Here is a 13273-nt window from a genome sequence, read left to right as displayed (position 1 = left end):
GAAATCATGATTTGCGCTGTAAATTATTACACAAAATCTTCTGATTCCAATAAGTATTACAATATTTTTAACATGAAGTTTGCTAGTAAAGGATTTTCATGTTTTTTATTTAATACTATCTTTGCAATACTGTTTCAATGTGTACCATTTGGTTTTCCCTGGTATTTCGTTAGCTGCCGAACCTGCGCCGCGACTGAAATATAAATCATTAGGAAAAGGAGTGCCTTGCATGCAAACAGCATTACAGCCCCCGGTTCAGGAATCCCTGTTTAAGCGTTTCGGCCTTATCTTTGGTTTTATTGTCCTGCTAGGCATCATTGCCCTGCCAACACCGGAAGGCCTGCCTGTCGCCGGTCAGCGAATGATCGGCATCCTGATCTTTTCCGTTATTGTCTGGATGACGGATTCGATTTCCTATCCGGTAAGCGCCGCCGTCATTATGAGCTTGATGGCTGTCCTGCTCGGACTATCACCGGATGTAGCTAACCCCAAAGTACTGCTGGGTACCAGCAAAGCGTTAGGCATCGCACTGGGAGGCTTCAGCAATACGGCATTTGCCCTGGTGGCAGGTGCGCTGTTCCTGGCAGCGGCCATGACTCAGACTGGTCTTGACAAACGTATTGCCCTATTCGTTCTCTCTAAAATCGGAGCTAAGACCAACCGGGTATTAATCGGCGTTATTCTTGTCGGCTTTATCCTCAGCTTTTTTGTTCCCAGCACCACCGCCCGTGTATCGTGTATGGTTCCAATTGTCATGGGTATCATCATGGCTTTCGGCGTGGAACTCAAAAGCCGTTTTGCTGCTGTTATGATGATTGCAACCGCCCAGGCCGACAGCCTCTGGAACGTCGGTATTAAGACGGCAGCCGCTCAGAATATGATTGCCGTTGGTTTTATTAAATCGCAGCTCGGCATAGACGTTACCTGGATGGACTGGTTTATCGCAGCTGCTCCGTTTTCCGCGATTATGTCCGTCGTCTTATATTATGTTTTGATGAAGCTAATGCCTCCGGAAAAAGACGAAATTGCCGGTGGCAAGGAAGCAGTGCATCGCTTGCTCACCGAAATGGGCCCTATGAGCTTCAATGAAAAGAAACTGCTCTTTATATCCTGTACGCTCCTTTTTCTCTGGGCAACGGAAAAAATTCTGCATGATTTTGACACCTCTACCACTACCATCGTTGCCATCGCGCTCATGTTTCTTCCCGGTATCGGCGTAATGAACTGGAAGCAGGCATCCCCCAAAATCAACTGGGGTACCATTATCCTATTCGGTGTCGGTATCAGTCTGGGCTCTGCGCTGCTCTCCACGAAAGCTGCCGCCTGGCTGGCCAAAATCATTGTAAGCGCCTTCGGCATTCAAACGATGCCTGCTCTCATCATTTTGGCTATCCTTGCTGCTTTCCTGATTATCATTCACATGGGTTTTGCCAGCGCCACCGCCTTGGCAGCTGCGATGATTCCCATTATTATCTCTATTCTGCAAAGCGTAAAAACACCAGGCATCAACATTGTCGGACTTACCATGATTCTGCAATATGTAGTCAGCTTTGGCTTCATTTTACCGGTTAACGCCCCGCAGAATATGATTGCCTATGGAACGGAGACCTTTGAGGTTAAAGATTTCATTCGTACCGGTATTCCGTTGACAATTATCGCCTATGGTCTCATCCTGCTTTTAGGAGCAACCTACTGGAAATGGCTCGGACTCGTCTAATTGATTCATGAACAAACCCGCCTGCTTTTTTATGCAGGCGGGTTTGTTATTTCAGTCCCATTATGCTCTTCAATTCCTTGATTTTATTCCTGCTGACCGGTACTTCCTCCGAACGGCTGTCAGTCATTCTCAGCAAATAAGAACCATGGAACCAGGGAATAATCTCACTTACCTTGTCTAGGTTGACCAGATACTGCCGATGAACACGCAGGAAATTCTGTTCACTTAAGATTTTTTCTATTTCCTGCATCGTAAGCGCTATAGCATATTCGCCTGCTTGTGTCCGGACATACACATCCTTATCTTTGACATACACCAGGACAATATCCTGTTTATCAAGTGGAATGATCTTGCTTCCCTGCAGCACGCAGATTTTGGTTAGGGCCGGTTTTTCCACAGCAGCACTACGTTTTGCAATGGCGCGAATCTTCTCTAATGCCTGTGCCAGATTAGCATAGGTAACAGGTTTGGTAATATAGCCAATCGCAGGAGTGGAAAACGCTTCCAGAGCATGTTCTGCAAAGGCTGTGATAAAAATAATCAGCGGCGGCTGGGGCTGATACGACAGCATCCGGGCAAATTCTAGACCAGTAAGGCCCGGCATCTTTATGTCGAGCAATACCAAATCACACGGTTTTTGCCGAATCGTCTCCAGCGCTTCCAGCGAATTAGAAAATTTCCCGACTATCGCTATATCGTCTTCTCCCTTTAACAAATATTCCAGTTCATCGCAAATCGGCGCTTCATCATCCACGATCATTGTTCTAATTTTCATAAGCTGCCGCCTCTCTTGAGTAAGGTATCCGGATGGTCGCCCACGTTCCGCAGCCTGGCCGGCTGTCGAGCTGCAAACCGTAGTCCCTGCCATAAATTGCTTTTAACCGTTTGTGTACATTCTGTACCCCAATTCCATCGGCACTTTCTGAAAACAATTGCTGCAATTTTTCCTGTTCAATTCCCATTCCATTGTCAAAAACAGAAATACAGACTGTATCGTCTTCTTTTAGAGCTGTAATGGTCAAATGGCATTCAGACAGCTTAGGGAAAAGCCCATGCTGAACGGCATTTTCAACTAAGGGCTGTATTGCCAAGACTGGTATAGCGGTAGGCAGGACATCTTCAGCTATATCTATGGCAATGGTCAGTCGGGAACCAAACCGCGATTTGACAATCTCTAAATATGCCTTGATTTCTTCCATTTCTTCAGCAACTGTTACAAAATCGCCGTGTCTGGCGAAACTGTACTTTAATGTAGTCCCCAGATGCCCCAGCAGCTCGCGGGCAAGCTCCGGATTAGTCCGGCAAAAGGACATGATAATATTGAGGGTATTAAACAAGAAATGCGGGTTTATCTGGGCGCTTAACGCTTTTAGCTCGGCTCGTTCCCTCATTTTTCGTTGTTCATCAATTTCAGCCAGTTCGATTTGTACAGATAATAACTGGGCGATCCCCCGTACCAGTTGCACGTCCATTTCGCCAACCCCTGCTTCCTTTGAGCGGGAAAGCTTAATTGTTCCCACAACCAAGCCATGTGCAATCAACGGTGCTACTACGCCTGACCGCAATGGACAGTCCGGATTGGGGCACCCCCGGTCTTCGGGCGTACGGATAATAGACAAACTGGCATTGGCAATTGTTCGTTTCGTTGATTGCGTTACAATTGGCTCGCCTGCTTTGTGGTGGTCAGCTCCTATCCCAACAAAGGCCAATACTTGCTCTTTATCAGAAAGCGAAACTGCGTCCACTTTGGTTAACTGAAAAATAATGTTGGCAGTTTCCTCTGCTGACTTAAGACTTAGCCCATGCCTGAGATACGGTAAAGTCCGGCTGGCGATTGCCAGGGCTAAATCAGCCGCTTTTGCCCCGTGGACCTCCTGCTGCACCTGGATATCCTTAAGAATGAACATAAAAACGACTGTCCCCAGCACAGAAACCATTGTCGTCGGCACCGCAATCACGCCCTCCAGAGCCCAGGCAGCATCAAAGGGCTTAGAAAAAATCAACACCATTCCTTTTTGTACCAGCTCCGCCATAATCGCGATGGCTCCGGCTGTTTTCCAGGTCATATTGGCAAGTCCCACCCGGTCTCTGACTACTCCCGCCAATAAGCCTCCCAAAGCACTCGCTATCCCGCAAGCCTCGGCTGTAAAACCGCCAATCAGATAACGGTGCACACCGGAAACTGCCCCCACACTGAAGCCCACCAACGGCCCGCCGAGAATGCCACTCATCAGAGTGCCAATCAATCGGGTATTCGCTAAAGCTCCTTCAATAGGAATGCCGTTATACGTGCCAAACATAGATAGAGCTGAGAATATCCCGGTAAGTATAAACCAGTTACGAAGGTTCAACGGCTGATTGACACATTTGGCAATCAACCCGCTTCGCCCAATCAAATAGGCCGCCAAAGCAAGCAGCGCCATATCCCCTGATAAATCCTGAATTAAATCAAACCTCATACTACACCACCCAGTTCCCAGACATGTTCGTACAATAAATGATCAGAAAAACAGTTCTCGCTGACTGCGTTCATTCCCTGCAGGTAAACTAGGCATTGTCAAAAATCTCAAAATACAAAAAAACGGAGGTTGTGCCCAGCTAGACGCAACCTCCGTTTTCTCATCCATTATGCTCATTTTTCGGCGTACAAATGTCATATAACTCCACTAAGCTTGTGATCGTGTACGTACTTTGCATGTCTGCTGAGCCTGTTTTTGCCGCTCTGTTCATCCAGCAAGTATCAATGCCTGCCAGAAGTCCGCCTTTAATGTCAGTGTTTAGCGAATCTCCGATAATCAGTGCTTCCTTTTTATTAAAATCTTTAATATGACTCATCACATAATCAAAAAATTCTTTTGAAGGCTTTTGATAGCCAATGCTTTGCGAATCAAAGATATCTTCAAAGAAGTCATATAAGCCTGACTGCTGCAAGCGTTTTATCTGAGTCCGGGTTATACCGTTGGTAACAACAAACAGCCTATGAGATACAGATAAGCTTTGACAAACTTCTAAAGCGCCCTCCATATGCTGACAGCCATTACCCAAAAGTTCCCGGTACTCATTCTCCCATTCAATGCCATCTACCACTTGTCCCAGCCGTAACATGGTTTGTGAAAATCTTGAGTTCAGCACATCTTCTAATACAATCTTGCCATTCTCATATTCAGCCCATAGTTGTTTGTTAACGGAATTATATACCTGAAACAACTCGTCTGAAAAAGTATAGCCATGCTGCTGAAACAATTTCGTTAACGAATCCGTTTCATTAGCACCGAAATCTAACAAGGTATCATCTAAATCGAATAAAAGTATCTTATAACTCATGGCCCATCCTCCCCAAACATCATAAAAAACAACGTCTTTCTGCTATCGCTCTAAGCTTCTATTCTGCTGACGCAATACTGTCCCCATTTTTAAGGTGGTCAACATTGCTTATGATCACCTTGCTCTCCAGCGGCAGCGCGGTTGTGATTTCGACCAATTCCCCAATAACTTCACCAAGCGTAACTTGCTGGCTAACGGCTTTACCTTCTACTGCCAGAAATACACTATAGTTCCCTTCTGCATCGCGGAGCAACGCCTGAGCAGGCACAGCTGCCACCGCAGTCTCTTGGCCGGTAGCAATACTTACGGTAGCTGCTGCTCCTGGCGTCAGGCCATTCCCCGGCGGCTGCAGCAGTTTAATCTGCGCCATAAAGGCGGCAACTTGCTTGTCTTTTACTTCCGGATAAATGCTGGCAACCTGACCAGCCAACTGCTCACTTCCTACTTTTATGACCCCCGGTGAGCCAAGCTGGACAAAATATAATTCACTTTGCTTGAGCGGCAGGACAACCTCGACCTCTTGACCGCTGCCAAGTGCCAAAAGCTCCTGCCCTGACGAAATTGCACTTCCCGCAGCTATCACGCTGCCAGTGATAGTCCCGTCAATTGGCGCCTGGATAGTAACCGGGCCGTTCACAACTGCGCCTGGCGCTTGAGTTCCCTGCTCCAGTCCTGCCTGGGCCTCCTGCAGTCGCGCTGCAGAGGCATCCAGCTGCTTGCGGGCAATCCCACCTATTTCATAGAGTTTTTGATACCGGTTATATTCTTTTAACGCATTTTCATATATGGCTTTGGCCTCTGTACCATCTGTTGTACCACCTGGGGCTGCTGCAGCTTCACCACCAGTGATCTCCAGCTTAACAAGCGGCTGACCTGCTTTTACCGACTGGCCTGCCGTTACATAGACATCGGTGACCTGGCCTGCACCTTCACTATAAACAGGAACTCTCTCTGCATATACTGCTGTTCCGGTCCGCTCAACGCGCAGCGGTTTATTAACGATGCTGATTGGTGCGACAGTAACATTCACTGGCATACGCTGGTTCATCCGCTGCTGCCAAAATGAAACTGCACTGACCAAACAGCCTGCAACTACCACTACTATGATTCCAATCATCAGTTTACGAAATTGCTGCTTCGATACGCGCATATTCATTCATCTCCAATCTGACGCCTTGGCCGTCTTTATAGTCTCATGTTTGCCCTGTATCGTCAAGTCTCGTTATGATGCAGCAGCTTATCCTTTTGGACAGCAGCAGCATTTTGATTTATAATAGTAAAGGCAGCTTCTTATGCTGCTTCTAAGGAGGTACCCCGGTTATGTTACAATCTACAGAAACGAAAAAAGCCAGCCTTATTCAAAAGCTGAACCAATCCGTGCCAAGGCACGTTTTATTGTTAGGTGTGCTGCTGTTGGCAGCAATTATCTTTTTAGGCCAATTCCCTAAGCCGCCGGTTAGCAGCGCTCAAGTGCTGCCAACAGCTGCAGCTATCCCCCCTGCTGTTGGCAATTTGCCGACTGCTCTCCCCCGCCCCACAGTTGCCCAGCCTATTGCCGCATTGACAACAACACCGTCCATCTGGCCTGCCCGGGGAACGCTTACTTCCGTTTTCGGCTGGCGTGTTTCGCCTTTCGGTGACGGTAATGAGCTTCATGCCGGTATTGACATTGCCTATACCATGGGAGCTCCGGTAGTAGCCACCGCCGACGGTGAAGTCGTAATGAGCGGATCGTCAGGCGGCTATGGCAATCTTGTGCAGCTTAACCACGGAAATGGTATCAGCACCCTGTATGGCCATAATTCGCAGTTGATCGTCAAAGTCGGTCAGACAGTCAAAAAAGGTCAGATCATTGCCTATGCGGGCAGTACCGGCAAAAGTACAGGTCCCCATGTTCACTATGAAGTACGCGTAAATAATAACCCGGTTGATCCCATGAAGTACCTCGTACAGTATTAGAATGAGTAAAAAGCCAGCCTTGCGCCTCAAACTTGAGATGCAAGGCTGGCTTTTATATATTCATCATTTTTATATACTCGTCAGGGCGAACTAGCTCCATTTGCAATTTTTCTTTCGTAGTGTCAGTTACACTTTGTCCACTCGCAAGCTCAAAGCCCGCTTGTTTCACATAGCCTAAATATGCCTCGACAACAGCTTTCAGTTCCGGATTGCTGGATTTAAGAAGTTTACCGCAATTTCTGTATATTTCCAACACAGGATTAGCGGATTTGAAGACTTCTTTTATGGTCGCGAAGTTATTCTCACCAGGAAAACCACAATTGGAAATAACAACAGCCTCGGGAAACTTCGTTCTCACACTCATATCATATTGCCCTTCAGCATGAGTAGTCACCGGACATCGTAAAGGCACCAGGCGATCTACGAAGTTTTTTAGAGCAGCCGTCATATTCCAAGTGTAAACAGGCGTAGCAAGGCAAATGATATCGGATGCCATATACTTTTCCAGAAGCGCTTCCATGTCATCTCTAAAAATACAGCGCCCTGGTGTTTTGAACCAGCAAGAAAAGCATCCGGTACAGTGATTGATATTTTGATTGATTAAAAATACATTATCAACCGCCGCTCCTACTGCTTCAGCACCCTCTAAGAACTTTTGCACTATGACATGCGTGGCGCTTTTTTCAGCTTGAGGACTGCCGTTAAATGCCGTTATCTTCATCGTTTATCCCTCTTATCTATTATAAAATTAATGCCTCTTCTCTTATTTTTCTTTGCTTTTTTTCCAATTCACCAACACTGCCTGCAAATTTAGTATAGAATATAGTGAAATAATGATCAATAAACGAACCGTAGAGTCCACAAAAAGCAAAATAGCCTAGCAGTAAACTACTGTTAAGCATACAACCAAAACCGCCCGTACGTATATTTCAGAATCCACATTGCGCCTACCGGTAATGTACCATACACATAGCTTATCATCTCGTTCAGAGGAACCGTGGTTTCATGTGTCTCCCATAGTTTAAAGGTAATGCCTGCTTCAATAATAAGAGTCGATGTTATCATTACAAATAAAGCTGCCGGCATCCATTGTTTAATCTCCTCCCTTTTCATAAAGGCGAGAGTTAACCATGGTAGAACCAGCATAGACCACAATGCCGCCTGATTGCTCATGATAATTGATACCTCCCGGAACTCATTCCATTATTTTAGTATTAGCATATTTTGTTATTCTCATGTTGGCAGGAAAGCACAAGTCAACTGAAATCTTCCACGGATAAAGCAAAGCAAGTTACCGTAAGCTATATAATAAGAATCAGACCAATCAAGTATCTGTTCCGACGAAATGATATCCAAAATCGAAAGCCGGAGGCGATAACTATGACAAAACCTGAGACTTACCCTGTGGAACAGCCTGGGGCGGCCAAGCATACCGAGGACATGGACCATGTCACCAGCATGACTGAGCCTCTTTCGGGATCAAAAAAGGTTAAAAACAAAAACCACACCGGCCAGCGCCACGGTGAAGGCTCCTAAAGCAAAAAGGGTATCGCAATATGCTTTAAAAGCAAATGCGATACCCTCCTTTTTTGTACTATGTAAATTTTAAACTCGCTTATTCCTCACTATCCCGGTTCTGTTCACCCCATTGATACATTAGCTCTAATATAGGAATGAGGGTTTTCCCTTTTTCCGTTAGCGAATATTCAACCTTGGGGGGAATCTGATTATATTGTTTCCGATGAATAAGTTTGCTGTTTTCCAGTTCTTTTAGCTGATGACTTAAGGTTTTATGAGCGATTGGCTGCAACTGCTCTTTTAACTGATTGTAGCGGATAATCTCAGCATTGAATATTTCCCATAAGATAATCCATTTCCATTTGCCTTCCAGAATTGATAATGTATAGTACATAGAACATTTTCCATATTCCTTTTCAAAACCATTCATAAAAAAACTCCTTTTACTTACCTCAAGGTTAGTATATAACAAATATGTGCATACTTAACGATTCTCCCATAACAATATATAATACATATCAGAGATCAAGGTCAAGTAGTAAAGGAGGATATTTTCAATGAATGTATTAGCAATCAACGGCAGTCCCAGAAAGAACTGGAACACAGCAACACTCTTGAGCAATGCGCTCGAAGGAGCAGCCTCTAAGGGAGCTGCCACTGAACTCATTCATCTCTATGACCTCAATTACAAGGGATGTATCAGCTGTTTCGCCTGTAAATTGAAGGGCGGAAAAAGTTATGGCAAATGTGCTTATCAAGATGAGCTGACACCTGTTCTTGACAAAATAGCGGCTGCTGATGCCATTTTCCTGGGATCACCGATTTACTTTGGTAATGTCACCGGTGAAATGAGATCACTGATCGAGCGTATGGCCTTTCAGTATCTGGTCTATGATAAAAACTACTCTTCACTGCTTGAAAAGAAAAAGCCGGTAGGCTTCATTTACACCATGAACATTACCGCTGAAATGGTCCCCGAATGGGGCTATGACAAGACTCTTTCCGCAACAGAAAACGCTTTCAAACGGACTTTCGGTGCCACCGAATCCTTGTATGTTACGGACACCTATCAGTTCAGCGATTACGATAGATATGTCGTTACGGCATTTGATGCCGCCGCCAAGGCAAAACGCCGTCAGGAAGTATTTCCTGAGGACTGTAAAAAAGCCTTCGATATGGGCGTCAAATTTACGACTAAGAGCGTTGCCGAATTAAGCCAGCAATAAAATTGTGTCCTGCCAGGTATCAAGAAACAGCACCGCAATACGAGCGGTGCTGTTTCTTTACGTCTCCTTACTTACTAATTTTACTGCCATCGAATAACAACCGCATAATCATCAGTATTTCCGAAGGATTCATCTGCTCTGTATACCCTAACCCTTTAAACTCAGCCCGGATGCCATCTTTCTCTTCCTCCGAAAACTCCGGCAGGCGTTTCATTTCTGAAATAACAGCACGAATTTCTGCGTTATCCATCAAGGCAATGATTTTTTGGCCTTTTTCCTGATTCATACTCATAAGAAAAGCAGCTACTTTTTTTAGTGGAATCAAAATAACAATCTCTCCTAAGTAAGTTTTTAATTAGTATGTAATAAAATAATTAGTACTTGTTTGTTTTTAAGCATCCTGTTAGTATTATATTCAATTAAACCCTATTGTAAATGGACAGATGGTAAACTCATTACATAGAAAAAGGAGCTGTTATAATGAAAATTGTTTTAATTGGTGCCACAGGCTTTGTGGGCTCCAAAGTGCTTACGGAAGCGCTCTCTAGAGGCCATGAGGTAACAGCCATCAGCCGCGATACTGCTAAACTTGTACAAGGAGCAGGACTAATCCCGACAGAACTGGATGTATATGATACCAACGCTCTGGCGACTGTATTAGAAAATCAGGATGTTGTTATTAGTGCCTTCAACTCGGGCTGGCAAAATCCCAATCTCTATGCCGATTACAAGCGGGGCTACGCCTCTATTCTCGCCGCTGCTAAAAAGGCACATAGCAAAAGGATACTAATTGTTGGCGGTGCGGCAAGCTTGATCCTGCCTTCCGGCAAACGGGTATATGACGAGAATATCCCGGAGAACTTCAAAACTGCTGTTCAAGGTCCTATGGAGCTTTTAGAAGAACTGCGCAGCGAATCCGAATTGAACTGGTCTTTTATCAGTCCTGCACCTAATTTGACCGCATCTGATAAGACTGGCCATTTCCGGATTGGTACAGATAATCCGGTCACCAATACTAACGGCGAGAGTAGTATCTCTGTTGGCGACTTAGCAGTTGCTATCCTGGATGAGATTGAGAAGCCTCAATTTATCCGCAAGCGTTTTACTGTCGGATATTAAACTAAAAATGTCTCCTTGCCTCTATTCACTTAACCATATATCGCAACACAGTTTTAAGTTTATCCGGCTGAACTTTACTCACATCTGAGAGATAAATCTCTCTATGAACGGGTGATCTTTTTTCCAGGTTATGATTTACGATAAATTCATTCATTAGCTTGAAGCTTTCCGGTTCATTATCGTAGGCGCCAACATGAAGCATTTGTACCGATAATCCATCTTCCAGCATGCCGAATGTTACCTCATCTAATATTGGATGAGGCTTTTTTTTGCGCACTGTTTCAAATGCTTTTACTACAACATCTGTTGTAACAAACTCAGGCTGCCTAATCATAATGGTATATAATAGCTCATTTTTGTTTAATGTTTCAGAGTTTCTTCCCTTTTCGGTCACGTCCCATACCCCTTCTAGCGGGTACACTGTATACTCGAAGTAGCCCTCCGGGGTGAAACCTTGCTTCGGCATCATTCTTACGGCATAAGCCAGCGAATACAGGACACCGATTTTTTCCGCAAATGAATCACTATTGGGATTGCCCTTTCCCTCTACCATAAAGAATTTTTGTTTTGGGATAGTAACTAATTCCGGAACTGCTTTAGGAAGGTATAATTCCTTTTCTACTTTTCTCCATTCATGTTTCATGCTCCGCACTCCGTCCATCTTAGTTTTTATCTATAAATTCTCCATCGCCATCATGAGAAAACCGCAGAAGGCCGCATTATCAACCTGCAGAGAAGCATCAACCGCTTGCTTCATCTGCATGATCTGCTCCCGGTAAGCCTGATAAAATTCAAAAGTTGGCGTAGGATGGTATGTAAGTCCGGTTAATTCGAAGTGCGCAATAATGCCTTTCGTGGTGGTAGGTTTGATGAAAATCTCTTTATCTGGATGATAATAGACGGAGCAGACCGTTACAAGGGGCCATTTTGCCAGCTTGTACTCCTGGAGCAGGCCTGTGATCAGCCGAAAGCCAAAAGCCTGATCACCATGCAAGAATTCCTTCAGGCCATGAGCTAAATGTTCTTTCTCATTGGCATTTATACTCTTTACCACATCTCTGAATTTTGGCTTTTCAAATATGGAAATGAGAGAAGACTGGCTAATTACTTTCTGCATAGATTCAACAATCTTTTCGGCACTTGCAAATTGTTCAGGAGAAAAGCAATCCTGCGCTAGTTTCTTCATTTTCTCAACCTTGTGCTTCTTAACGATTTGGAGGATTTCCTGATTAGCAAAACCGCCTGGATACCTCATAAAGAATCTTTCTTCCGCTTCTTTGAGCCTTACTTGATTCACATGTACCTCTCCTATCAATACGTGCTCGCCTTCTATCTTCTTACACAATTACCCCAAATTAATAAAACTCCTGCCGTAGCAGCACAGAATAGAAAAATCTTGACAACTACTTCCTGGCTGTTTATAATTTGAACATCTTCAAATTTAGAGGTATTACAATGGCTAGAACTCCTCAGGACCCCCAAATTAGAATTACGGAAATCTTAGATACTGCCGAACAATTATTTTCTGATAAAGGCTATCGTGGCACTACGATTAGTGATATTGCTAAAACTATGGGCACAGCTCAGGGAATGCTCTATTACTACTTTAAGTCCAAAGAAGAAATATTGGAGGCGCTGATCAACCGCCAGTCCACTTCCATACTATCGGAAGCCAAAAATATTGCCTACTCGGAAACTATAGCACCATCCACTAAAATAGAATTAGTCGTACATACTGTGCTCCAGGGTGTTCAATACAAAGGCGGACTATTCCTTGACTTATTGCATGATGAACAGCAGCTGCATATCAAATATCGAATATCCCGTCAATGCAACCTCGCGCTTACCCCCTGGCTGCTGAACATTATTGATCAAGGAATTGAAAAAGGCTATTTTCATGTATCTCATCCTCAAACAGCTCTTGATTTCATTCTGCTCATGCTGGACTTTTTAATTGTTTCCCTGCCTGAGAAAATGCCTGCTGAACTTTTGGCCCTACGCTTAAAAATGGCTGGGACGCTTATCGAAAAAACGCTGGGAGCACAGAGCGGAACAATCACCATCTCGCTGTAATCTTAAAACATAGTTGAACTAAAAACTCGCCTGCCAACCACAATACTGGCTGGGCGGTTTTTTTAAGCTTATTAATTGAACATATTCAAATAATTATTTCAAAGGAGGCTTTGCTAATGCACACTACTATTCAAGGTATCCCTGTTATGGTTGATCCCTCACTATCCTGGAAGCAAATCAATACAATTGTAGCTGAAATCATCCAGGAATGGGCCTGGGAAGGCCGCAGTCTGGAAAAAATTGAGTTGCTTAGCGATGGACAATTACTACATATTTGCTCATATGAGAAACCATCTGTTAAGCTCATTCCCTTAGAAGGTTAAATTTTTGTTAGATA

Annotated in this window: 18 protein-coding genes; 7 read left to right on the top strand and 11 right to left on the bottom strand. The window is 44.4% G+C overall.

All coding sequences use genetic code 11. The annotated features are described in order from the left end of the window. The first annotated feature begins 229 nt into the window (after positions 1-229). Positions 230-1717: a DASS family sodium-coupled anion symporter gene (locus tag RTR76_RS08060; protein WP_312518966.1), complete on the top strand. Its 1488-nt coding sequence runs from the start codon at positions 230-232 to the stop codon at positions 1715-1717. A gap of 46 nt (positions 1718-1763) precedes the next feature. Here RTR76_RS08060 and RTR76_RS08055 read toward each other — a convergent pair whose 3' ends face one another. The 4 genes from RTR76_RS08055 to RTR76_RS08040 all read right to left on the bottom strand — a co-directional run bounded on the left by RTR76_RS08055 (position 1764) and on the right by RTR76_RS08040 (position 6191). Then, a complete protein-coding gene (locus tag RTR76_RS08055) occupies positions 1764-2492 on the bottom strand; it encodes a LytTR family DNA-binding domain-containing protein (RefSeq protein WP_312518963.1) in 729 nt (242 codons plus the stop codon). Next, complete coding sequence (locus tag RTR76_RS08050) at positions 2482-4176, bottom strand: LytS/YhcK type 5TM receptor domain-containing protein (protein WP_312518960.1); 1695 nt, start codon at positions 4174-4176, stop codon at positions 2482-2484. Before RTR76_RS08050 ends, RTR76_RS08055 begins: the two co-directional genes overlap by 11 nt. A 160-nt stretch (positions 4177-4336) precedes the next feature. Continuing rightward, positions 4337-5041, bottom strand: coding sequence for a YjjG family noncanonical pyrimidine nucleotidase (locus RTR76_RS08045; RefSeq protein WP_312518958.1), 705 nt, complete (start codon positions 5039-5041; stop codon positions 4337-4339). Between the two features lie 58 nt (positions 5042-5099). Then, a complete protein-coding gene (locus RTR76_RS08040) occupies positions 5100-6191 on the bottom strand; it encodes an efflux RND transporter periplasmic adaptor subunit (RefSeq protein ID WP_312518955.1) in 1092 nt (363 codons plus the stop codon). A 170-nt stretch (positions 6192-6361) separates the two neighbouring features. On the opposite strand from RTR76_RS08040, the gene RTR76_RS08035 reads away from it, so the two are divergent. Beyond that, on the top strand, positions 6362-7000 hold the full coding sequence (locus RTR76_RS08035; protein ID WP_312518952.1) for a M23 family metallopeptidase: 639 nt from the start codon (positions 6362-6364) through the stop codon (positions 6998-7000). 52 nt (positions 7001-7052) lie between these two features. Here the strand turns inward: RTR76_RS08035 and RTR76_RS08030 are convergent, their stop codons facing one another. Genes RTR76_RS08030 through RTR76_RS08020 form a run of 3 tightly spaced genes read right to left on the bottom strand, consistent with a single transcriptional unit; the run spans position 7053 to position 8173 of the window. After that, positions 7053-7721 carry a flavodoxin family protein gene (locus RTR76_RS08030; RefSeq protein ID WP_312518949.1) on the bottom strand — a complete coding sequence of 223 codons (669 nt, stop codon included), beginning with the start codon at positions 7719-7721 and terminating at the stop codon, positions 7053-7055. Positions 7722-7740: 19 nt separating this feature from the next. Next, a complete protein-coding gene (locus tag RTR76_RS08025) occupies positions 7741-7902 on the bottom strand; it encodes a hypothetical protein (RefSeq protein ID WP_312518947.1) in 162 nt (53 codons plus the stop codon). Beyond that, entirely contained in the window at positions 7895-8173 is a 279-nt protein-coding gene (locus RTR76_RS08020; protein WP_312518944.1) for a hypothetical protein, read from the bottom strand. The genes RTR76_RS08025 and RTR76_RS08020 overlap by 8 nt, the downstream gene beginning before the upstream one ends. Before the next feature lie 207 nt (positions 8174-8380). Here RTR76_RS08020 and RTR76_RS08015 point away from each other — a divergent pair, with 207 nt between their 5' ends. Next, entirely contained in the window at positions 8381-8536 is a 156-nt protein-coding gene (locus RTR76_RS08015; RefSeq protein WP_312518941.1) for a small acid-soluble spore protein P, read from the top strand. Positions 8537-8615: 79 nt separating this feature from the next. On the opposite strand, the gene RTR76_RS08010 is transcribed toward RTR76_RS08015, so the two are convergent. Then, positions 8616-8948, bottom strand: a complete 333-nt coding sequence (locus tag RTR76_RS08010; protein WP_312518938.1) for a helix-turn-helix domain-containing protein — start codon at positions 8946-8948, stop codon at positions 8616-8618. Positions 8949-9075: 127 nt separating this feature from the next. Between RTR76_RS08010 and RTR76_RS08005 the strand changes: the two genes are divergently transcribed. After that, positions 9076-9744 carry a flavodoxin family protein gene (locus RTR76_RS08005; protein WP_312518935.1) on the top strand — a complete coding sequence of 223 codons (669 nt, stop codon included), beginning with the start codon at positions 9076-9078 and terminating at the stop codon, positions 9742-9744. Positions 9745-9811: 67 nt separating this feature from the next. On the opposite strand, the gene RTR76_RS08000 is transcribed toward RTR76_RS08005, so the two are convergent. Next, positions 9812-10069, bottom strand: coding sequence for a hypothetical protein (locus RTR76_RS08000; protein ID WP_312423210.1), 258 nt, complete (start codon positions 10067-10069; stop codon positions 9812-9814). 155 nt (positions 10070-10224) lie between these two features. On the opposite strand from RTR76_RS08000, the gene RTR76_RS07995 reads away from it, so the two are divergent. Beyond that, positions 10225-10863, top strand: coding sequence for an NAD(P)H-binding protein (locus RTR76_RS07995; protein WP_312518932.1), 639 nt, complete (start codon positions 10225-10227; stop codon positions 10861-10863). 25 nt (positions 10864-10888) lie between these two features. Here the strand turns inward: RTR76_RS07995 and RTR76_RS07990 are convergent, their stop codons facing one another. Both RTR76_RS07990 and RTR76_RS07985 read right to left on the bottom strand, forming a co-directional pair. Next, the gene (locus RTR76_RS07990; protein WP_312518929.1) at positions 10889-11506 is read right to left on the bottom strand and encodes a GyrI-like domain-containing protein; all 618 of its coding nucleotides are present in this window, start codon (positions 11504-11506) and stop codon (positions 10889-10891) included. Between the two features lie 30 nt (positions 11507-11536). After that, a complete protein-coding gene (locus tag RTR76_RS07985) occupies positions 11537-12160 on the bottom strand; it encodes a hypothetical protein (RefSeq protein ID WP_312518926.1) in 624 nt (207 codons plus the stop codon). A 158-nt stretch (positions 12161-12318) separates the two neighbouring features. Here RTR76_RS07985 and RTR76_RS07980 point away from each other — a divergent pair, with 158 nt between their 5' ends. After that, positions 12319-12936, top strand: a complete 618-nt coding sequence (locus RTR76_RS07980) for a TetR/AcrR family transcriptional regulator (protein ID WP_312518924.1) — start codon at positions 12319-12321, stop codon at positions 12934-12936. 116 nt (positions 12937-13052) lie between these two features. Then, a complete protein-coding gene (locus tag RTR76_RS07975) occupies positions 13053-13259 on the top strand; it encodes a hypothetical protein (RefSeq protein ID WP_312518922.1) in 207 nt (68 codons plus the stop codon). Positions 13260-13273 lie beyond the last annotated feature (14 nt).

Origin of the sequence: Anaerospora sp. (genome assembly GCF_032013335.1) — a bacterium.
Lineage (GTDB): Bacteria > Bacillota > Negativicutes > Sporomusales > DSM-15969 > Anaerospora.
Note: the sequence above shows the minus strand (reverse complement) of the source record. Positions and strands in the feature narration are given on the sequence as shown.

What these genes read in the sequence shown, in the direction of transcription:
- RTR76_RS08060 (WP_312518966.1), top strand. Translation starts at nt 230, where the DNA reads ATGCAAACAGCATTACAGCCCCCGGTTCAGGAATCCCTGTTTAAGCGT.
- RTR76_RS08055 (WP_312518963.1), bottom strand. Translation starts at nt 2,492, where the DNA reads ATGAAAATTAGAACAATGATCGTGGATGATGAAGCGCCGATTTGCGAT.
- RTR76_RS08050 (WP_312518960.1), bottom strand. Translation starts at nt 4,176, where the DNA reads ATGAGGTTTGATTTAATTCAGGATTTATCAGGGGATATGGCGCTGCTT.
- RTR76_RS08045 (WP_312518958.1), bottom strand. Translation starts at nt 5,041, where the DNA reads ATGAGTTATAAGATACTTTTATTCGATTTAGATGATACCTTGTTAGAT.
- RTR76_RS08040 (WP_312518955.1), bottom strand. Translation starts at nt 6,191, where the DNA reads ATGCGCGTATCGAAGCAGCAATTTCGTAAACTGATGATTGGAATCATA.
- RTR76_RS08035 (WP_312518952.1), top strand. Translation starts at nt 6,362, where the DNA reads ATGTTACAATCTACAGAAACGAAAAAAGCCAGCCTTATTCAAAAGCTG.
- RTR76_RS08030 (WP_312518949.1), bottom strand. Translation starts at nt 7,721, where the DNA reads ATGAAGATAACGGCATTTAACGGCAGTCCTCAAGCTGAAAAAAGCGCC.
- RTR76_RS08025 (WP_312518947.1), bottom strand. Translation starts at nt 7,902, where the DNA reads ATGCTTAACAGTAGTTTACTGCTAGGCTATTTTGCTTTTTGTGGACTC.
- RTR76_RS08020 (WP_312518944.1), bottom strand. Translation starts at nt 8,173, where the DNA reads ATGAGCAATCAGGCGGCATTGTGGTCTATGCTGGTTCTACCATGGTTA.
- RTR76_RS08015 (WP_312518941.1), top strand. Translation starts at nt 8,381, where the DNA reads ATGACAAAACCTGAGACTTACCCTGTGGAACAGCCTGGGGCGGCCAAG.
- RTR76_RS08010 (WP_312518938.1), bottom strand. Translation starts at nt 8,948, where the DNA reads ATGAATGGTTTTGAAAAGGAATATGGAAAATGTTCTATGTACTATACA.
- RTR76_RS08005 (WP_312518935.1), top strand. Translation starts at nt 9,076, where the DNA reads ATGAATGTATTAGCAATCAACGGCAGTCCCAGAAAGAACTGGAACACA.
- RTR76_RS07995 (WP_312518932.1), top strand. Translation starts at nt 10,225, where the DNA reads ATGAAAATTGTTTTAATTGGTGCCACAGGCTTTGTGGGCTCCAAAGTG.
- RTR76_RS07990 (WP_312518929.1), bottom strand. Translation starts at nt 11,506, where the DNA reads ATGAAACATGAATGGAGAAAAGTAGAAAAGGAATTATACCTTCCTAAA.
- RTR76_RS07980 (WP_312518924.1), top strand. Translation starts at nt 12,319, where the DNA reads ATGGCTAGAACTCCTCAGGACCCCCAAATTAGAATTACGGAAATCTTA.
- RTR76_RS07975 (WP_312518922.1), top strand. Translation starts at nt 13,053, where the DNA reads ATGCACACTACTATTCAAGGTATCCCTGTTATGGTTGATCCCTCACTA.